Annotated in this window: 20 protein-coding genes and 2 pseudogenes; 8 read left to right on the top strand and 14 right to left on the bottom strand. The window is 67.4% G+C overall.

Going from position 1 to position 17,357, the window contains the following annotated elements; genetic code table 11:
- The first annotated feature begins 173 nt into the window (after nucleotides 1–173).
- Complete coding sequence (locus OHT52_RS16315; protein ID WP_328720889.1) at nucleotides 174–1,700, top strand: MFS transporter; 1,527 nt, start codon at nucleotides 174–176, stop codon at nucleotides 1,698–1,700.
- An 18-nt stretch (nucleotides 1,701–1,718) separates the two neighbouring features.
- Here OHT52_RS16315 and OHT52_RS16310 read toward each other — a convergent pair whose 3' ends face one another.
- Nucleotides 1,719–2,975, bottom strand: coding sequence for a GNAT family N-acetyltransferase (locus OHT52_RS16310; RefSeq protein ID WP_328720888.1), 1,257 nt, complete (start codon nucleotides 2,973–2,975; stop codon nucleotides 1,719–1,721).
- A gap of 166 nt (nucleotides 2,976–3,141) precedes the next feature.
- Here OHT52_RS16310 and OHT52_RS16305 point away from each other — a divergent pair, with 166 nt between their 5' ends.
- Nucleotides 3,142–3,648, top strand: coding sequence for a TetR/AcrR family transcriptional regulator (locus OHT52_RS16305; RefSeq protein ID WP_328720886.1), 507 nt, complete (start codon nucleotides 3,142–3,144; stop codon nucleotides 3,646–3,648).
- 2 nt (nucleotides 3,649–3,650) lie between these two features.
- A complete protein-coding gene (locus OHT52_RS16300) occupies nucleotides 3,651–4,016 on the top strand; it encodes a hypothetical protein (protein WP_328720884.1) in 366 nt (121 codons plus the stop codon).
- 88 nt (nucleotides 4,017–4,104) lie between these two features.
- Here OHT52_RS16300 and OHT52_RS16295 read toward each other — a convergent pair whose 3' ends face one another.
- Together OHT52_RS16295 and OHT52_RS16290 are read right to left on the bottom strand one after the other, a co-directional pair.
- Nucleotides 4,105–5,094 carry an asparaginase gene (locus OHT52_RS16295; protein ID WP_328720882.1) on the bottom strand — a complete coding sequence of 330 codons (990 nt, stop codon included), beginning with the start codon at nucleotides 5,092–5,094 and terminating at the stop codon, nucleotides 4,105–4,107.
- 42 nt (nucleotides 5,095–5,136) lie between these two features.
- Nucleotides 5,137–5,835 carry an RsiG family protein gene (locus OHT52_RS16290; RefSeq protein ID WP_328720880.1) on the bottom strand — a complete coding sequence of 233 codons (699 nt, stop codon included), beginning with the start codon at nucleotides 5,833–5,835 and terminating at the stop codon, nucleotides 5,137–5,139.
- A gap of 115 nt (nucleotides 5,836–5,950) precedes the next feature.
- Between OHT52_RS16290 and OHT52_RS16285 the strand changes: the two are divergent.
- Nucleotides 5,951–6,208: pseudogene (locus tag OHT52_RS16285) on the top strand (D-aminoacyl-tRNA deacylase); the annotation flags it as partial.
- On the opposite strand, the gene OHT52_RS16280 reads toward OHT52_RS16285, so the two are convergent.
- Entirely contained in the window at nucleotides 6,198–7,022 is an 825-nt protein-coding gene (locus OHT52_RS16280; protein ID WP_328723762.1) for a tyrosine-type recombinase/integrase, read from the bottom strand. The pseudogene OHT52_RS16285 and the gene OHT52_RS16280 sit on opposite strands and share 11 nt — an antisense overlap.
- A 442-nt stretch (nucleotides 7,023–7,464) precedes the next feature.
- Complete coding sequence (locus tag OHT52_RS16275) at nucleotides 7,465–8,043, bottom strand: hypothetical protein (RefSeq protein WP_328720878.1); 579 nt, start codon at nucleotides 8,041–8,043, stop codon at nucleotides 7,465–7,467.
- Between the two features lie 156 nt (nucleotides 8,044–8,199).
- On the opposite strand from OHT52_RS16275, the gene OHT52_RS16270 reads away from it, so the two are divergent.
- From OHT52_RS16270 to OHT52_RS16260, 3 genes are all read left to right on the top strand, one after another.
- Nucleotides 8,200–8,379 (top strand): helix-turn-helix domain-containing protein, encoded by a 180-nt coding sequence (locus OHT52_RS16270; protein ID WP_328720875.1) that lies wholly within the window; start codon nucleotides 8,200–8,202, stop codon nucleotides 8,377–8,379.
- A gap of 1 nt (nucleotide 8,380) precedes the next feature.
- Complete coding sequence (locus OHT52_RS16265) at nucleotides 8,381–8,797, top strand: hypothetical protein (RefSeq protein WP_328720873.1); 417 nt, start codon at nucleotides 8,381–8,383, stop codon at nucleotides 8,795–8,797.
- A gap of 1,197 nt (nucleotides 8,798–9,994) precedes the next feature.
- Entirely contained in the window at nucleotides 9,995–11,227 is a 1,233-nt protein-coding gene (locus tag OHT52_RS16260; protein WP_328720871.1) for a phage major capsid protein, read from the top strand.
- 92 nt (nucleotides 11,228–11,319) lie between these two features.
- On the opposite strand, the gene OHT52_RS16255 is transcribed toward OHT52_RS16260, so the two are convergent.
- The 6 genes from OHT52_RS16255 to OHT52_RS16230 all read right to left on the bottom strand — a co-directional run bounded on the left by OHT52_RS16255 (nucleotide 11,320) and on the right by OHT52_RS16230 (nucleotide 14,360).
- On the bottom strand, nucleotides 11,320–11,736 hold the full coding sequence (locus OHT52_RS16255; RefSeq protein ID WP_328720869.1) for a hypothetical protein: 417 nt from the start codon (nucleotides 11,734–11,736) through the stop codon (nucleotides 11,320–11,322).
- 247 nt (nucleotides 11,737–11,983) lie between these two features.
- Nucleotides 11,984–12,202, bottom strand: a complete 219-nt coding sequence (locus tag OHT52_RS16250) for a DUF7848 domain-containing protein (RefSeq protein WP_328720868.1) — start codon at nucleotides 12,200–12,202, stop codon at nucleotides 11,984–11,986.
- Nucleotides 12,202–12,444, bottom strand: coding sequence for a hypothetical protein (locus OHT52_RS16245; RefSeq protein ID WP_328720866.1), 243 nt, complete (start codon nucleotides 12,442–12,444; stop codon nucleotides 12,202–12,204). Before OHT52_RS16245 ends, OHT52_RS16250 begins: the two co-directional genes overlap by 1 nt.
- A gap of 380 nt (nucleotides 12,445–12,824) precedes the next feature.
- Entirely contained in the window at nucleotides 12,825–13,658 is an 834-nt protein-coding gene (locus tag OHT52_RS16240) for a Scr1 family TA system antitoxin-like transcriptional regulator (protein ID WP_328720864.1), read from the bottom strand.
- Nucleotides 13,655–14,167, bottom strand: a complete 513-nt coding sequence (locus OHT52_RS16235; RefSeq protein WP_328720862.1) for a DUF6879 family protein — start codon at nucleotides 14,165–14,167, stop codon at nucleotides 13,655–13,657. Before OHT52_RS16235 ends, OHT52_RS16240 begins: the two co-directional genes overlap by 4 nt.
- Complete coding sequence (locus OHT52_RS16230; RefSeq protein ID WP_328720860.1) at nucleotides 14,151–14,360, bottom strand: hypothetical protein; 210 nt, start codon at nucleotides 14,358–14,360, stop codon at nucleotides 14,151–14,153. Before OHT52_RS16230 ends, OHT52_RS16235 begins: the two co-directional genes overlap by 17 nt.
- Before the next feature lie 408 nt (nucleotides 14,361–14,768).
- Between OHT52_RS16230 and OHT52_RS16225 the strand changes: the two are divergent.
- Nucleotides 14,769–14,978, top strand: a pseudogene (locus OHT52_RS16225) (D-aminoacyl-tRNA deacylase); the annotation flags it as partial.
- A gap of 43 nt (nucleotides 14,979–15,021) precedes the next feature.
- Here the strand turns inward: OHT52_RS16225 and ygfZ are convergent.
- The 3 genes from ygfZ to OHT52_RS16210 all read right to left on the bottom strand — a co-directional run bounded on the left by ygfZ (nucleotide 15,022) and on the right by OHT52_RS16210 (nucleotide 17,301).
- Nucleotides 15,022–15,987 carry a CAF17-like 4Fe-4S cluster assembly/insertion protein YgfZ gene (ygfZ, locus tag OHT52_RS16220; protein WP_328720858.1) on the bottom strand — a complete coding sequence of 322 codons (966 nt, stop codon included), beginning with the start codon at nucleotides 15,985–15,987 and terminating at the stop codon, nucleotides 15,022–15,024.
- Between the two features lie 124 nt (nucleotides 15,988–16,111).
- A complete protein-coding gene (locus OHT52_RS16215; RefSeq protein WP_328720856.1) occupies nucleotides 16,112–16,558 on the bottom strand; it encodes a Fur family transcriptional regulator in 447 nt (148 codons plus the stop codon).
- Nucleotides 16,559–16,728: 170 nt separating this feature from the next.
- Complete coding sequence (locus OHT52_RS16210; RefSeq protein WP_328720854.1) at nucleotides 16,729–17,301, bottom strand: FABP family protein; 573 nt, start codon at nucleotides 17,299–17,301, stop codon at nucleotides 16,729–16,731.
- Between the last annotated feature and the right edge of the window lie 56 nt (nucleotides 17,302–17,357).

Raw genomic sequence — 17,357 nt, 5'->3', positions numbered from 1 at the left:
CCCGCACCCCTCCCGACGCCACCACCCCACGGAAGAACCCCCGGAGCGAGAACTCCCGAAACATATAGTCCGCAACAAAACCTTCTGCTACGGTCAGTCCATCGCAGTCACCGAGGCGCATCCACCCGCCCGCACATGCCGAGCCAGCCGCTTCCCACCGCAGGAGCACGCCCATGTCCGCCACAGTCCGCCCCGCACCCTCCCCCGCAGATTCCGGCGCCGCGCCCGTGACGACGGCAGCCACCGCACCCCTCACCCCGTCGCCCCTCACCCCCCGGCAGAAGTGGCTCGCGCTCGGCGTGATCGCCTCCGGGATGCTGATGATCATTCTCGACGGGTCGATCGTCACCGTGGCGATGCCCGTGATCCAGCGCGACCTCGGGTTCACCCCCGTCGGGCTGAGCTGGGTCGTCAACGCCTACCTGATCGCGTTCGGCAGCCTGCTGCTGCTCGCCGGCCGACTCGGGGACCTCATCGGGCGCAAGCGGATGTTCGTCACCGGCACCGCCGTCTTCACCGTGGCCTCGCTCCTCGCGGGCGTGGCGACCTCGCCCGGGGTGCTCATCGCCGCGCGGGCCCTCCAGGGCGTCGGCAGCGCGGCGGCGTCCGCGGTCGGGCTCGGCATCCTGGTCACCCTCTTCGCCGAACCGCGCGAACGGGCCCGTGCCATCGGGGTGTTCTCGTTCACCTCGGCGGTCGGCGCCTCACTCGGTCAGGTGCTCGGCGGGGTGCTCACCGACGCGCTCGACTGGCACTGGATCTTCTTCATCAATCTGCCGATCGGTGTGGCCGCCCTCTTCCTCGCGGTGCGGGCGCTGCCCGGTGACCGGGGGCCCGGGCTCGGCTCCGGAGCGGACGTGACCGGCGCCCTTCTCGTCACCGCCGCCCTGGTGGTGGGCATCTGCTCCGTCGTCCAGGCCGAGCGGTACGGCTGGCTGTCCGGGCACACCCTGGGCCTGGGCGCCCTCGCGCTCGCCCTGCTCGCCGCCTTCGTCGTACGCCAGGCCACCTCCCGCACGCCGCTGATCCCGCCCCGCCTGCTGCGCTCGCGCACCACGGTCGGCGGCAACCTGATCCAGATGCTCATCATGGCCGCGATGTTCACCTTCCAGATCCTCGTCGCCCTGTATCTGCAGAAGGTCCTCGGTCACGAGGCGCTGGGCACCGGACTCGCCCTGCTGCCGGCCGCACTCGTCATCGGAGGCGTATCGCTGCTCGTCTCGGCCCGCCTGAACGCCCGGTTCGGCGAACGCGCCGTGCTGCTGACGGGAATCGCTCTGATGGCCACCCAGATGGGTCTGCTCGGACGGCTGCCCGACCACGCCGACTACGCCACCGATCTGCTGCCGTCCATGCTGCTGACGGCCGGTTTCGGCCTGGCGCTCCCCGCCCTCACCACCCTGGGCATGTCCGGGGCGGCCGATGAGGACGCCGGACTCGCCTCCGGCCTCTTCAACACCACGCAGCAGGTCGGCATGGCCCTCGGCGTGGCCGTCCTCTCCACCCTGGCGGCGGGACGCACCGGCGGACTGCTCGCCGCCGGGCACGGCTCGGCCCACGCGCTGACGGAGGGATACCGCCTCGCCTTCACGGTCGGCGCGGGCCTGCTCGTCACCGCCTTCGCCGCCACCCTGTTCCTGCTCCCCGGCCGCTCGTCCGCACCCGCCACCGAAGCCACCGAAGCCGTCGCGGCCGGGTGAGCCTCGGCGGCCACCCGCTCAGAACACGTCCGGGCACCACGGCCGGCGGGCGGTGCGGAAAGCACCGTCCGCCAGCGCCGCGGCCCCCGGGCGGTTCTCGTCGATCCGGCCCAGGGCCACCAGCCGCTGGACCGACTCGTCGCCGAGCTGCACCGCGGACAAGTCCCGGACGTCCAGCGTCAGATCAGGGCTCCGGGTGTCGGGCGCGCACACCGCGCCGTGCGGGGAGGCGTCCAGCCGGAAGACGCCGCCCGCGAGACCGGCGTCGTCGCGGACGTCGAGGACGAGCGTGGCGTCCCGCGCGTAGGTACGGGCCGCGAGCAGGCGGGCGGTGTCGAGCACCCGCGTCCACAGCCAGTCCGTGTGCGTGACCACCCGGGCCGCGCGCGGGTCGGGCAACAGCAGCGGAAGCAGGTCGTCCGGGGCGCGGTAACCGGAGCGGACCGTGGTGACCCAGTCGATGGAGCACACGAAGCGCCAGAGGGCCCGCTCGGCCGCCGGGGTCGTCGCGATCAGCTGACTCACGATCACGGTGTCGCGCGGCTGCTTGCCGTCGCTCCAGTCGTCCTTGGTGCGGTACGTCACCAGGCCCTCGGGCTCACCGGAAGCGGAGCGGTAGAGGGCGTAGAAGGGCTCGGTCCACTTGTCCACCGCCTGCACGCCGACACCGGTGTGCAGGCCCCACCAGGAGGCCGGGCGGTCGACCACACCGTGCTGCCGGGCGGCCAGCCCGGCATGGATCTCCGGGCCCAGCTTCGTCACGTCCTCGGCATCCACGAATTCGACCCGGCCGCCGTCCGGTGCGCCACCGGCGAGCGGGTCACCGCGGTCCAGGCCCGAGCGGAGGAGGTCCACCTCCCACTCGGTGAGCGAGGTGGACGGGCCGAAGCCGAAACGCCCGTAGATCGGGTACTCGGCCGCGATCAGGGTGGCGGCGACCTCGCCACGCTCCTTCGCCTCCGCGAGGTCGGCGGCCATCATCCGGCTGAGCAGGCCCCGCCTGCGGTGCGTCGGCGCGACCGTCACCCCGCTGATCGCGTCCACCGCGACCCGCGCGCCGCCGGGCACCGTCAGCTCCTGGGCGAACGAGCGGAAGGTCGCCACGCACCGCTCCCCGTCGAAGGCGCCCCGCACCCGGGAGAGGTCGGTGCGCGCCAGCCGTGCCGCGGCATCCTCCTGGAGGCCCTTCGCCGACGCCTCCAGGAACCCCCTGCGGACGGCGAGCAGCCAGGCGGGAAATTCGGTCGCGGTGATCACACGTATGTCCAGGCCCATTCCGCCACGCTAGGCCGCCCACCCCACCCTGTCGCCCGCATTTCCCCGCCACCGGCGCCGCGTCCGCACCGCACGGAGTCCTCGTACGGCACCCTTCGGCCGGATCCCCCACGTTGGAGAACGCCCGTTCTTGACCGATCGTTCTCTTACTCGTACGCTCCTGCCCATGGGACGACCCCGCGCCTTCGACACCGATCAGGCCGTCACCACGGCGGCAGCCCTCTTCGCCGCCAACGGATTCGAGGGCACCTCGGTCGACGACCTGGTCATGGCCACCGGCATCCACCGAGGCAGCCTCTACAAGGCCTTCGGCTCCAAGCGGAGCCTGCATCTGACCGCACTGCGCAACCACCTCGACCACGAGATCCACCCGGCCACCACGGCCCTCGCCACCCTCACGGACCCCGCGCGGGCACTGTCGACGGCGATCGCCTCGTTCGACAACGGCCCCGCCGCCGGACTCCTGCTCCTCGCCGCCGCCGAACGCGCCCCGCACGACCCCGAGGTCGCAGCCCTGGTCGCCGAAGGCATCGCCGCACTGGAGGAGGCCCTGCGCCCCTCCCACGGCGCGGACGCCCCGCACACCGCTTCCACCGTCCTCGGCGCCCGGCTGCGCCTGCGCGCCCGGCCCGTCACAGCCGGCGCCCAGCCCGCCGCCCCCAAGGAGCACTGAACATGGCCCTGATCTCCATCGACCGCGAACGTGGCCTGCTGATCGCCGAAATCGAGGGGCTCGACAAGCTCTGGAGCCTCAAGAGCCGCCTGGAGATCCCCCTCGCCCACGTGCGCGGCGCCACCCACGACCCCGGCATCGCCCGCGAGCCGAAGGGCATCCGGGTCGGCGGCACCTACCTCCCCGGTGTCATCACCGCCGGCCGGTTCCTCCGGCACGGCGAACGTCTCTTCTGGGACGTGAAGAACCCGAACAAAGCGGTCGTCATCGAACTCGCCGACGCCGAGACCTACGACCGCCTGGTCATCGAGGTGGCGGACCCCCGGGCCACCGTCGCGCTCGTCGAACAGTCCGTCACCCGCGACTGACCGGAGGACGGACCGCGACCGATCAAGGCCGGCCGGAGACGCGCGAGGAATCGTTTCCTCAGCCGCGCCCCCGGCCACCCCGCAACCGTCAGAACGCCGCCCGGACCTCGCCGACCTCCGCAGCGCCGCCCATCAGCGGCGCCCGGCCGACCCGGGCCACGACCGGGGCGTCCACCCCGAGGAGTTCGAGGGCGCGGGCCAGTACCGGGCCGAGCGCCCGGGTGGAGCCGTCCTCGACCTTGAAGGCCAGCGCGCGACCGTCCGCCAGCGCCAGCGCCTGCACGGCCTCGGCACCCATCTTCGACAGGGTCCCCGGCAGCTCGCGCATCAGCCAGGTGTCCGGCCGCCGGGTGCCCGCCACGTACTCCGGGTGGGCGCGCATCGCGTCCGCGACCCGCCGCTCCGCCGTCCCGGGCTCCGCCAGGACGAAGGAGCGGAACGCCCGCGCGAGCCCGGTCAGTCCGATCGCCATCAGCGGGGCGCCGCAGCCGTCCGTACCGACCGAGGCGACCGGTTCGCCCGCCGCGTCCTCGACCACCCGGTGCACCAGGCGCTGGAGCGGGTGCGCCGGGTCGAGGTAGGTCGCGGTGTCCCAGCCGTTGAGTACGCAGACGGCGAGCATCGCCGCGTGCTTGCCCGAACAGTTCATGGTGATCCGCTCCCGGAGCCGCCCGGACGCGAGGTACGCCTCGGCTTCCACCGGGTCCAGCGGCAGATCCGGCGGGGTCTGCAGGTCGGCCGGACTCAGCCCGTGCTCGGCCAGCATCGTGGCGACGAGCGCGAGGTGGAAGTCCTCCCCGGAGTGGCTCGCGGCGGCGAGGGCCAGCCGCTCGCCCGACAGGTCGAGACCGGCCCGCAGGATCGCGGCCGCCTGCATCGGCTTGTTCGACGAGCGGGGGAAGACGGGCGCCGCCGGATCGCCGAGCGCGAACTCCACGCTGCCGTCGGCCGCCAGCAGCACCAGCGAGCCCCGGTGCCGGCCCTCCAGGAACCCGGACCGCACTACCTCCGCGAGGACCGGGCTTACCGCCGGGGTACCGGGGCCGGAGGGGGAGGCGAGGGCGTCATTGCTGGTCATGAGGGCCTTCCGGGAGCTGGACCCGCTCCCGGAAGGGTCGCCTCAGGCGAGCAGATCGTCTACTTGTGCTTCCCCGTCACGGTACCTGCGGGCGATCTCCGCGCCGCATTCGTCCGCCGTGCGCTGGAGCTGGTGGCGGCGGCGCGAGACCTGCTTCTCACAGCCGACGAGCCTGCCCATCGCGGCGTGCAGCTCTTCGTCCGTACGGGCTTCCAGGTCGGACAGCTCCACCTCGGCGAACGTCTCCGCGGCCAGCCTGGCGTACTCGTCGCCGCGCGGCGTGCGGAGCGTGACGTGCCGGGCGGAGGTGCGGTGCAGCGACGGGGCGTCCGCGAGGATCTCCGGAAGCCGGTCCACCACCGGGGACTCCGGGGCCTGCCGGCGCGCCAGCTCCGCCCGCAGGATGTCGATGCGGCCCTGGACCAGCCGGCGTACGTAGCTGAGATCGGCCTCGTCCCGCTGGGCGTCCCGGCGCATCGTCCGCAGCGCCGGGAGCCGGAGCCCGCCGAACCCGGCCTGCGGGCGGACCGCTCCGAGCCCCTCGGAAACCGGGTGCGCGGCGCCCTGTTCGGGTACGGAACCGGCCGAAGCGGCAGGAAGTGCCGTGCGTCCGGGAGCGACGGCGGCCCCTGCCCCGGGACCGCCCTCCGGTCCCGGTACGCTCCGCTGCACGGGCGGCCGCATGGCGGCGGGCTTCGTCGGTACGGCACCGGGAGATTGTCCCGTTCCATAGGTACTCATACTCTTCCGTCCCCTCGGCCGGTGCGTCGGCACACCGACATCGTGCATCGTGCCACCCCGCCCGGGGCCGACGCCGGGGTTCTGTACCCGTTCAGCCCAAGATAGGTTGGTCTGTATGCGTGCAGTGGTACAGAGAGTGGATGGCGCGAGCGTCTCCGTGTCCGAGGGCACCGAAGCCGCCCCGGAGACCGGAGTCGTCGGCGAGATCATGGGCGAGGGCCTGTGCGTGCTGGTCGGAGTGACCCACGACGACACCCCGGAGAAGGCGGCCCAGCTCGCCCGGAAGCTCTGGTCGATGCGCGTCCTGGAGGGCGAGAAGTCCTGTTCCGACGTGAACGCACCGCTTCTGGTCATCTCGCAGTTCACCCTCTACTAGCGACTACGCGCCTCCCACCTGCAACGGAGTGCCGATGTGCGGGGAAAGTCAGCACCGCATCAGCACCGGTCAGCACGTCACCCGTTCGGAGGTCCACCACCAAGGTTCCGCCATCGGCCCCGCCTAGTGCCGCGTCCATGGCCGTCCTGGTGCGGTCCGGCGCATCGGGCATCAGGTGTGCGTACGTGTCCAACACGATCTGCGGGGACGAGTGCCCGAGCCAGTTGGCGAGATCCGTGATGGGGACACCAGCAGCCAGGCAGACGGACGCGAAGTAGTGCCGGAACCAGTGGCCACGGACCGTCCGGCTGATACCGGCTTCAGCGACAGCCTCACCAAGGATCACCCGCGACCATGCACTTCTGTCCAGATAATTGGTCCGGGTGATATTGGGAAAGAGGTAGCCGTCTTCTCCCCACGGCTTATGGTCCCGTAGATGCCTACGCAGTTCCGTTGAGACGAAATCCGGAAGAGGCAGGGTCCGCGCGAATTCCTCACCCTTGTGCTTGAGGTTCCGCACCCATAGCCGACCGCTCGCCCCATCCGGGATGCCGTCTTCCCTCTTGGTGGAATCTCTGGCTACCTGTCGGTTCACCCGAAGCGAGTGGTTAGCGAAATCGATACTGTCCACGGTCAGAGCGGACGCTTCCCCGATCCGGAGACCGCACCCGACCATTACCCATACCAGCGCCCGATATTGCGGGCGGATGGCGTCCGCGATCTCTCGAATCTCCAGGATCGTAGGAATCTGGATCTTAGCCTTAGACTCCCTTTGGGCTTTCGCCCTAGAGATTCCCTTGGCACCCTTCATCGGGTTGAACTGGATATACCGATTGTTGTACGCGTAGCCGAACATGGCCGACAGGACCGTGTACCTGTTGTACGCCGTCGAGACGGCGTACTTGAGATCCGTTCGCATCCAATCGCACCAGGCGTCAATGTCTTTCGGGAGAACGCCCCCTATCGTCTTCGTCCGCCAAAAGGGCTCGATGCACATCCGGTAAATGGATTCGTACCCTTCGAGGGTGACGTTCTCCCGGTCGCCCCCTGTGGACCACTCCTGAAAGACGTCGGTCACCAGGCGCTTACCGTGCTTGGGGTCGACGTAGCTCCCTAGGTCCTTTTCTCGCTCAACCTTCACGCCGAACGCTTCGGCATCCTTCTTGAGAGCAAAAGACTTCTCACGCTGATTACCGGCCCTGCCACCCGGTTCCCGATAGCGAACCGTCCACGGGTGCTCGCAGCGGGTCTTACTACGGCAGTCGCACTTCTTCAAAACCTTGGCCATTTTGAAAGCCCTCCAAAAGGCTTAGCGCCTTCTCGGTGAGCTGCCCCCCGGCTTTGCCTTCAACCTTGGTAAGGATCTGACGCTTTCGGGCCTCTCTGAGGTGGCCCTTCAAAGTCGCCTGATTCCTGCCCGTCCAGATGACCAGATCCTGAATGGGTGCACGTTTTCCCATGTTGACGCTATCGACGTAATACATGGAAAGCACAGCCAGATATTCGTCGGTGATCCCCTCTTTCAGGAGGTCCGAAAATACCTTCTGCGATTCTTCGATCGACTTTTTGGCCGTGCGTAGCTTACCAAGTAGCGGTTCGACTTCCGCCACCACCTCAGCAATGTTGATTTGCCGAAGAACCGTGGTAGAAACCCCCCGGGAAATTTCCTGCGGTTCCGCGTCTTCTGCCGCTTCGACATAGACGCTCCGAGGTCCCCCCGTGGTCGCATCGATCGGCCACCAAAAGGTCACCATCCATGCCCCGACTCGCTTTTGAACGCTAGTCCCTTCGCGCATCTCTGATTCGGTGCGCTGCTCATGTCCCTTTGCCATGAGCAGCAACTTACAGGGGCACATTGGCACGACACATCTGGCGGTGTCCAGTCCAGACCTGTCACATCCAGACTTGACCTCGCCAGGGGGGTCGTCTCCACACTCGAAAGGAGTCCGGCGGCGGATCGCCGGACGAGATGAGTGGAGGGATCAGGCTTGACGAACGGACGACTGATGAGCGTCGCCGACCTGGCGGTATACCTGGGTGTGACGGCGGCCTGGGTCTACAACAACCACCGAGCGTTGGGGCTCCCCGCCCGCAAGATCGGGGGGCACCTGCGCTTCCGGCTGGCCGACGTTGACCGGTGGATCGATCAGCAGGAAGTGAGCCGCTGAAGTGGCCTTCCTGGACCGGTACGCGGACGCCATAGAGGGGCGTCGGGTGAAGCTCCGAAAGCGCGGGTGCGCGCTCGCCGCCGAGACGGCTCCCCCTGGCGGTCAGGCGGCCCTCTGGTACGCCGACGCGGCTCTGTGCGTGCCGCGCAGCGGGCAGGCCGTGGCGAGGCAGCTAGCGCGCCTCTGTGGCGATGAGGCCGAAGTGACCATCCCTTGGCGGTCGCTCGCTGACGCTGTCGGCGTACGCGACCGGGCGGGGAACCTGCGCCGCTACACCGAACGCGGCGTGACAGCCCTAACTGACGCCGGATGGCTGGACGTTGAGACCGTGGGCAGCAAGCGCGGAGCCAAGACGACGTTCCGTCTCCTGCCGGGCGAACGCCCGCAAGGGGCACCGAGGCGGGCCGAGGCGGCTTGAACGACCCTCGGCGCAACTTATGGCCTTAAGAAAGGCCCCCTCAGGGGCCCTAGCTGCTTCGCTCCGCTCCGCAGTCATCCCCTGGCCGATCAAGGCCAGGCAGTAGCAACAACACGCCCTGGCGGTCGAGCCAGGGCTATAGCTCAGAAGCAGAGCCTTGCTCGCTCCGGCCGTAAGAGCCGGAGCAGTATTTCTCAGCCTTGGTCGAGGCTGATAGAGCCGAGGGATTCCATTATAGGCACCCCCTCGAAGGGGTGCCCTTTATTTATGCAGAGCTAAGAGGCGCCCCCGTGGGCGCCTTTAGTGGTCACTTTCAATGCGATCAAAAATGCTATCCGCAGCCGGCCGGAACGGCCAATTTTGATTGTTCGGGAGCCGAGGCGAACGAACAGTATTGAGAAACTTCTCCCGGCCTGCGGGCCGCGCAACTCCAGCAGAGGCAATAGAACGGCCTAGGCGGGCCGTTCGGACTACGCGCGGCCCTGTCCGGGCCGGAGCCTTTCCATCGGCGCCGACAGCGCCGTTCAGGGCTCTTACTCCGCCGAGGCATGCCCGCCCCATGGGGAGGGGGAGGTTCAAACGATCCGGGCGGCCCTTTCCGCACCCGCCGCTTTCCCTCGGCGTGCGCGTCCGCGAAATAGCCGGGATTGGTGGGACCGATATCCGGCCGAGGCTCGGTCCCCATAGTGACCGCCGTCACTCTCTTATCGGTGCGGCATACGCGCCGATAACAGGTCTTTGAGTTACGTAGCAACGGAAAACTTCGACTCCACCGGATCGGGGATCGAGGAAGCGCGGCACGGGCGGTGTTGCAGGGAACTGCTCGGCACTCATGGTTTGACTCCAAAGGTCATGAGTGCCGAGCGGGTTCACTCACGCTCGCACTCGCGACCGATGCGAGGAGACAGGAAAATGATTAAGGCAGTAACGCTGAAGTGTTGGACGTGCGCTGAACCGTTCGAAGTTGGAGCCGGTCCGGGACGACCCCGCCGGTACTGCAATGCGAATTGCAAGTACCTGGCCCGCGTAGCGGTCCGCCGCGTCCGCTACGTGGCCAAGCTCGAAGAGCAACGGATAGCGCATCTCGCCGACCAAAGATGCAAATAAACCCGCCCCAATTTGAACCGCCCCACTCATTGTGAGTGCTGGGCGGTTTTTTCATGGCCGCACTCGGCCTCAAGCTATGAAGGAACCTGCGTGAAGACTGAGCTTCGCAAGATTTTTGACTCTGCCGAATCCGAGGACCGGGGCCTTTCGGCCCGCGAGATTGCGGCCGTCATCAACTCCGTTCCGGCCGAGGAACGCATGGCGCGAACCGAGATTTTGGCAGCGGTCAACGGAGCCAACGGACCTGAATCCCCGGAAACTCGAATGGCGATTCAGGAAACCCTGAAGTACATGGAGATGCGCGCTGTCGATGCCCGGGAGGACCGGGCGCGAATTGATCGTGAGAATGAGGCTCGCACCCTGTCGGACAAGGCCGGGGCGCTTGTCATGCCTGTCGGTGTTCCGGGGCTGCCTGGGGAAGCTGACACCTGGCGGTCGATTCTTCCGTCAGCTGGGGAATACCGCGCCCTTATCGCGGAAAGCAGCCCCGGCGCTGGCGGATTCGCCGTTCCCGTTAACGTGGCGGATCGAGCCGTTGAGTTTCTGCGCGCGGCCAGCGTGTTTATGCGCGTTCCCGGTATCAACATTCACCGCTTCGAAGGCGGGTCGTTTGTTCTGCCGAGCCTCAACAGCACCACCTTGCCGGGCGTTGTTGCGGAAGGTGCCACGATTCCGGAAGCCACTCCCGTTTTCGGGGGCACGACCTTCACTCCCGTCAAGTACGCGGACCTGTATCGCGCTTCGAATGAGATCTTGGAGGACGCCGCTTTCTCGATGCGTGACCTGATCGCCGGTGTCATGCTCCGGAACATCGCCACTCAAGTGGACCGGGACGCATTCCAGGGCACGGGGACGGCCTCCCTTTACGGTCTTACGAAGGCTGGTATGGGGACTGCCGTAAACCTGGCCACTGGAAATACGGTGGTCAAGTGGGATGCGATTATCGATGGCTTCTCCGATATCGAGGCGGCCGGAGCTGTTCCGGGAGTCATCTGGGCTAGCCCTGACAGCGGGAAGGCGCTTAGGCGTGAGCGCGAAAACGGCGCTAATGGCGGATATCTGGCTGGTCACGTTACCGACCCGGTGACTAAGGCCGGTCTCGGTCTCCCGATCTACGTTTCCGCGAACCTCCCCGCTAGGACGGTAATTGTCGCCGACCCGACGCGAATTCACGTCGGCCTGCGCTCTGATGTTCGGCTTGCCATGTCCGAGGATTACGCTTTCGGCCAGGACGCCACAGGCTTCCGTGCGACTTATCGAATTGCTGGACTTGCGGTGGACAATCCTGCGGCCGTTCAGGTTATCAAGGCCGCCACTAGCTAGGCTTCTGCGCTTACCCCCGTACCCGAAAGGGTACGGGGGCCCTTTTTTTGTTCCTCGCTAATTCAAATTCCACGCCCCGGCCGGCCGGAAATTCACCCCTCGGGGGATTCGCGGCGCTCCATATCGTTGCGGCCGTTCACCAGGACGGGAGCCGTCAGGTTTCCCATGAGTCGGCTCACGATCGCATGGTTCATGTATCCGGGGTCGCCGTCCTTTGCAACGCTTGCCATGGTGATCCACTTCATGGGCAGTAGCGTGCCGATCGTGCGGGACAGGCGGTTGTGAATGCGGGTCTTCTCCGGGCCGAGGAAGCCCCCGTCGAGAACCGCCGTCAGGATCTCTTCGCCGTCCTCGGCCGTGGTCTGGTCGAACGCCAGCAGGCGGGCGAGGTACAGCTCTAACCCTGCCTGCAACTCCAGAAAGCGCGCGCCTACTTCCGGGATCGACTCTCCGGCCGGTATGTCACCGCCCGGCAACCCCCATTCGCCCGTCACCAGGTTTTTCACCATGAGGAACCGGGGGCCTCTCGGCCCTCTGCTCTCCACCAGGACGAACACACGCAGTCGCACCGCTGAAAGCCTCTCTGCGCCCCTGTGGGGCTCGAACATGGGTCTCACGATGCCGACCCCTGCCGACCGCGCAAGAAGTCGGCAGGGGCCAGCACAGGGGCACGTTCACGCTTAGGCCGTGCCCCTTCCGGTGCACCGATGGGCAGAGGGTTTCTCGCCGTCCTCACAGTGCGCCGGGGGTCTTGGGTCACTCGTCGCGGACGACCGCCGCGAACGAGGTACAGATTCGGCGGAAGCCCCGATGGTTGCTCCGCCCCGTGTGGCTCATGCATTCGATGTCGACGGCCGCACTGTCCGTCGACGGCATCGCCTTCCACTTGCAGCCGAGGCATTCGGCCTCGAACGTCACATCGGTGTCCGGGTGTTGGGTGATCCGGTGTTTCACGAACCGGGTGAGCGAACGCATTAGCGCACCCGCCTTCCTCTGTGGAGAAGGGGCCTGGTCACCGTCTCGGCGTCGCGCCCCGCCCCCGGCTTCTCCGCCGTCGCGGCGTTGCTGCCGTGCGTCCTGTGCTCACGGATGAACCGTGCCAGCTCGAACCGCTCCGTCTGCCTGCCCGCCTTCTCCGCAAGGTCGAGCTTCCGCGCGGCCGTGGTGCAGTCCCGGCAGCCCGGAACGGGGTTCGCCTCGTACAACCAGTGGTCCAAGTCACCTAGTTCTACGGCCGGTTGTGAGTACGTGATGGGAGCGCTCTCGGTCATGCCGACACCCCCCGCACCGGTCCCCCCGCACGGATGGCCGCGTGTGGGTGGCTCCGGATGTAGACATCGGCGTCGGTCGCCGCCGACAGGTCGCCCCTGTCCCTGGCCGCCAGCCGCTGGACGGCAAGCCCCTCACAGACCCCGCAGCCGTCGGCCGGTTTCGGGGGTGGCAGAGGTAGGGCCAGGTGTACCGGTCCGCTCATGGATGTCCGCGCCAGTTCGGTCATACCGTGCGCCTTCCTGTTCCTCTGCCTGTTCGCGTGTAACTGCGATGGTCTCCCGAATCACGGGCACATCCCCGCGTCAGTCCTGTCTTGGGTTAAAGATCAAGAGCGGCAAGCGGTAGACCAATCAGCAAGTTTCTCTCTTGCGGCCTCGCCGAACAATGCGATTCCTTCGTATGCCGCGAACTCCTCCAAGTGCATTCGAATGTCGCGCGGGTCTCGGAAAACCATCACACCGGCTGTCGTCTCTACCGTAGCCAAACGTCCGTTGTAGACCGTGAAGGTATTCAAGGGGCAGCCGGGCATTCGAGTACCCAAAGGCACGACTCCGATTTGAATGTTTGGCAGATGCGAAAGAGAGGCCAATCGGTCGATCTGCATGGCCATGGCGTAATCCGGAAGAAAGGGTGATCGGATTGCTTGCTCCGTCAGGATAAACGTAAACCGCTTGGCACGGTCGTACAGGATTTCCTGTCTTTCCAGCTTCTTGGCCACCGCCTTGCTGTGGTCGCCAGGAATATGGGCCAGGCTAGCCCTGATGTATTCAGGCGTTGAGAGCAAAGTCGTAAGCATGGAAAGAAGAAAGAATCGAAACTCCGTAGACGCGGCTTCGAGGGCGGCTAGCTCAAGCTGTTTCTTGTCCAGCCCTTTTCTGCGCATGCCTCGCGCATCCTGCCACTCGGTCGCGGCGATGCGCGCCAATGCCGATGCCTCTGCCATTAGGGGCGCAGGGGCGTCTAGGGCGGTGAGAATGCGTTCTAGGTCCACCAGGGAAGGGCGGACTCTCCCATTCTCAATCCGGCTCACCTTGGACTGTGACATGTTGCAACGCGCGGCAAGCCGGTCTCCAGAGAGACCGGCTTGTTTCCGCAGGTTCCGCAGCATCGCGGCCAGTTCCCGAGAGGACTGTCCAAGCTGCTCGGGGTCGATCGTCACGCAGCCACGTACTCCATGAACGGGATCGACTCCGAAACGGCGATGCGCTGGTATTCGAGGAACGGCGAGACGTCGCCCTCATAGAGTTCTCGCTCCACCTGAGTTCCATCCTTCTCGTACTTCATGAGAACGACAGTGGAGCGATCGAACATCCAGAAGTCATCTACCTCCGGCAAAGGATTCTCTCGGTCCGTCACGTCGAGAATCCGGATGTCCTCTCCGATGGGGGCTTGATGGCGGTAGTAGCGCTCGAACTCGAAACGCAAGTAATCGGAAAGGGGGCGCGTCACGATGTGCACGCGCCCAATCGATCCGCCCGTCTCCCTGTGCTTGCGGATCAGCGCCGTCCAGTCATCCTCATACGGCCCGGGAAAGCGCGCCCCGGACAGGAAGCGTGCCAACTCTTCAGCCTCCTGCGGAACGCGGTATGCAGGACGCGTCTCCAGTCGCCATGCTTCCTTTCGGAAAGTCTGGAACTGCGCTTGCCATGCTTTACCAGCCAAGAGCACGAATGGCCTCCTTCAGGATTGCTTCGGGGATCTCAACGAGCCCTTCGCCGTCCGGCGGCGTGAAGGCGTGGGAGATGTCTCCCTGGACGATGAACGATCCGGACTCGGTCAAATAAACGTGAGGGCAGTCCCCCTGCCCGCATTCGCCGTTCCCGTTCCCCGTGAGCCGTGTAAGCCTTGCACGCTCCGACATGCCCAACCCCCTGCATTGCGGCCCCGGTTGGGCCGACCTGAGTAACCGTATGAGGGGTGGCGGAGGTACGTCTATGCGCACTGGCGACTATGCCCGTCTTTGCATAGACCGGCACGCTCTCCGCCCTGTCCTCGTAGCGGGCCCTGGCGGCTCACTGGCCCATGAACCCCACTCGGCCACCACCCCGGTTAGAGCAGAGCCCGAGAAGCCGTCTCACGGCCGCTGAACGGCGCGAGGTCACCAGCAGGGCGGAGCCCCGTGGCTGGTCAGCACTGAGTCAGCACAGGGGCCGGAAACGGCCTGAACCAGCCGGAGAAATGAGGAAGGGGCCAGACCTTACGGTCTGGCCCCTGAGCTGGGGTTTCTCCCTCTCACCAGGTGTGAGCTACTGCCCCCCACCTGCGCCACATGCAAAACACCCTCTACGGGGACGCCCGGAAGGGGCGCCGCCCCACCTGGAACGCCGCCGCGCCCGGCGAGGTCGCCGAGCCGCTGGTGGACGAGGTCGTGGCGCGACTGCGGGCGCTCGGGGCACGGGTGGAGACGGGCCGGTTCGGGGCGGACATGCGCGTCACGCTCACCAACCACGGCCCGTTCACCGTGCTCATCGAGGTCTGAGAGGCCGGTCGAGGTCCGGGCACCACCAGCCCGGAGACGGCCACTAAGGCTCGACGATCGTCTCCTGCGCGGCGGCGGTGTCCCCGGCGAGCAGTTCGGCGTCCACCGCGACGTTCCGCTTGACCAGCGCGAGAGCGATCGGGCCGAGCTCGTGGTGCCGGGCCGAGGTGGTGATGAAGCCGAGCTGACGGCCTTCCGCGCCGTCCGAGGCGAGGCGGACCGGGGTGCCGTGGCCGGGCAGGTGCACCTCGCTGCCGTCCAGGTGGAGGAAGACGAGCCTGCGCGGCGGCTTCCCCAGGTTGTGGACGCGCGCGACGGTCTCCTGCCCCCGGTAGCAGCCCTTCTGCAGGTGGACCGCCGTGCCGATCCAGCCCAGCTCGTGCGGGATGGTCCGGTGGTCGGTCTCGAAGCCCAGGCGCGGGCGGTGCGCCTCCACGCGCAGCGCCTCGTACGCCAGGATGCCCGCGGCCGGACCGGCCCCGGCGGTGTACGTCTCCAGGTCGGCGCGCGGCAGGAACACGTCCCGGCCGTGCGGCTCCTCACGTACGGCGAGGCCCTCGGGCACCTCGGTGATGGAGCCGGCCGGGAGGTGCACGACGGCGAAGTCCTCGGTGCGGTCGGCGACCTCCACCCGGTAGAAGAACTTCATCGACTCCAGGTACGCCACCAGCTCCGCGCGCGTCTCCGGCTCGACGTGCGCCCACGTCGTGGTGCCGTCGTCCACGAGGTAGAGGGCGTGCTCGATGTGGCCGTTGGCGGAGAGGATCAGCGCCTCGGTGGCCCGGTTCGGCGCGAGGTCCGTGACGTGCTGGGTGAGCAGCAGGTGGAGCCAGCTGAGGCGGTCGTCGCCGGTGACGGTGACGACACCCCGGTGCGACAGGTCGACGAACCCGTCGCCTTCGGTGAGGGCGCGTTGCTCGCGGAACAGGTCGCCGTAGTGCGCGGCGACACCTTCGTCGCGGCCTTCGGCGGGGACGGCGCCGGGCAGGGACAGCAGGGGGCTCTTCATGCGACCAGCGTACGGCGCGCGCCCCGCGGCCGTGGGGCCGGGCGGGACCGGGCGCTCAGGGCCCGTACCGAGTTCCGCGTCGCGAGCCCGAGCCCGGCCCGGTACTCGATGTTCGACACACGCCCTAACGCTGCCCGGCGTCCGCGGGCTCCGCCCCGGCGGAGCAGGCGCGGCACCGGCCGAAGATCGCGAAGTGCTTCAGATCGGTCTCGAAGCCGAACGTCTCGCGCAGCTTGGCCGTGAACTCGGCCGCCACCTCGGTGTCCGCCTCGATGACGCCCGAGCAGTCCCGGCAGACCAGGTGGATGTGGTGGTGGCGGTCGGCCAGGTGGTAGGTGGGCGCGCCGTGGCCGAGGTGGGCGTGGCTCACCAGCCCGAGCTCCTCCAGGAGCTCCAGGGTCCGGTAGACCGTGGAGATGTTCACCCCCGACGCGGTCCGGCGCACCTCGCAGAGGATGTCGTCGGGCGTCGCGTGCTCCAGCGCGTCGACCGCCTCCAGCACCAGCTGGCGCTGCGGCGTGAGCCGGTAACCGCGCTGCCGGAGATCGGTCTTCCAGTCGGTGCTGACCACGGGGCCAGTGTACGGCTCCCCGCACGGCATTCCCTGGGCCGTGTTTCGAAAGTGACATGGGCGAAAGCGGCACCCGCCCCGCCGGGCGGGCGGACGGCGCTACTTTCGCGACACGCTTGAGGGGGATGCCGGCGTCCCGTGGCGCGAGGGCCGTCCGGAGCGGGCGCGGCCTACTTGAAGAAGGCGATGCCGTCGTCCGGGAGGTCGCCGAGGCTCTTCGCCATCTCCTGGACCTCTTCCGCCGTGACGACCTTCTTGAGGTGCGCCGACATGTAGGGGCGCAGCTCGACGTCGGGGGTGGCCTTCTCGCCGACCCACATGAGGTCGCTGTTCACGTAGCCGTAGAGGCGCTTGCCACCGCTGTACGGGCCGGAGGCCGCGGTGCGGGCGACCGCGTCGGTGACGACGTCGATCTGCGGCTTCTTCTCGGCCAGATCGCCGTACCAGACCTCGACCACGCCCTGGTCGCGGACCATGACGATCTCGACCTTGCGGTTCTCGTCGATCCGCCAGTAGCCGGACTCGGACTCCAGCGGCCGGACCTTGTTGCCCTCGGCGTCGAGCACCCAGGAGTGCGAGACGTATTCGAGGAAGTCACGGCCGTCGTGGCTGAAGGAGACTTCCTGGCCGAAGTTGCACTTCTCGTCGCCGGGGAAGTCGGCGACGCCCGCGCCGGCCCAGTTGCCCAGCAGGAATGCCAGGGGAACGAGGTCCCGGTGAAGGTCGGACGGAATCGAGATCATGAGCGGCTCAGGCGATCTGTGAGGGAGTGGCGGAGGGTCGGACGAGGGTCAGCGCT

The organism is Streptomyces sp. NBC_00247, assembly GCF_036188265.1.
Lineage (GTDB): Bacteria > Actinomycetota > Actinomycetes > Streptomycetales > Streptomycetaceae > Streptomyces.
This window is presented reverse-complemented; position numbering and strand designations above follow the sequence as displayed.

Coding starts and splice junctions, on each gene's coding strand:
- OHT52_RS16280 (WP_328723762.1), bottom strand. CDS start 7,022: ATGAAGGGTGCCAAGGGAATCTCTAGGGCGAAAGCCCAAAGGGAGTCT.
- OHT52_RS16290 (WP_328720880.1), bottom strand. CDS start 5,835: ATGAGTACCTATGGAACGGGACAATCTCCCGGTGCCGTACCGACGAAG.
- OHT52_RS16300 (WP_328720884.1), top strand. CDS start 3,651: ATGGCCCTGATCTCCATCGACCGCGAACGTGGCCTGCTGATCGCCGAA.
- OHT52_RS16315 (WP_328720889.1), top strand. CDS start 174: ATGTCCGCCACAGTCCGCCCCGCACCCTCCCCCGCAGATTCCGGCGCC.
- OHT52_RS16230 (WP_328720860.1), bottom strand. CDS start 14,360: ATGTCGGAGCGTGCAAGGCTTACACGGCTCACGGGGAACGGGAACGGC.
- OHT52_RS16295 (WP_328720882.1), bottom strand. CDS start 5,094: ATGACCAGCAATGACGCCCTCGCCTCCCCCTCCGGCCCCGGTACCCCG.
- OHT52_RS16250 (WP_328720868.1), bottom strand. CDS start 12,202: ATGCGTTCGCTCACCCGGTTCGTGAAACACCGGATCACCCAACACCCG.
- OHT52_RS16210 (WP_328720854.1), bottom strand. CDS start 17,301: ATGATCTCGATTCCGTCCGACCTTCACCGGGACCTCGTTCCCCTGGCA.
- OHT52_RS16275 (WP_328720878.1), bottom strand. CDS start 8,043: ATGGCAAAGGGACATGAGCAGCGCACCGAATCAGAGATGCGCGAAGGG.
- OHT52_RS16310 (WP_328720888.1), bottom strand. CDS start 2,975: ATGGGCCTGGACATACGTGTGATCACCGCGACCGAATTTCCCGCCTGG.
- OHT52_RS16305 (WP_328720886.1), top strand. CDS start 3,142: ATGGGACGACCCCGCGCCTTCGACACCGATCAGGCCGTCACCACGGCG.
- OHT52_RS16255 (WP_328720869.1), bottom strand. CDS start 11,736: ATGGTGAAAAACCTGGTGACGGGCGAATGGGGGTTGCCGGGCGGTGAC.
- ygfZ (WP_328720858.1), bottom strand. CDS start 15,987: ATGAAGAGCCCCCTGCTGTCCCTGCCCGGCGCCGTCCCCGCCGAAGGC.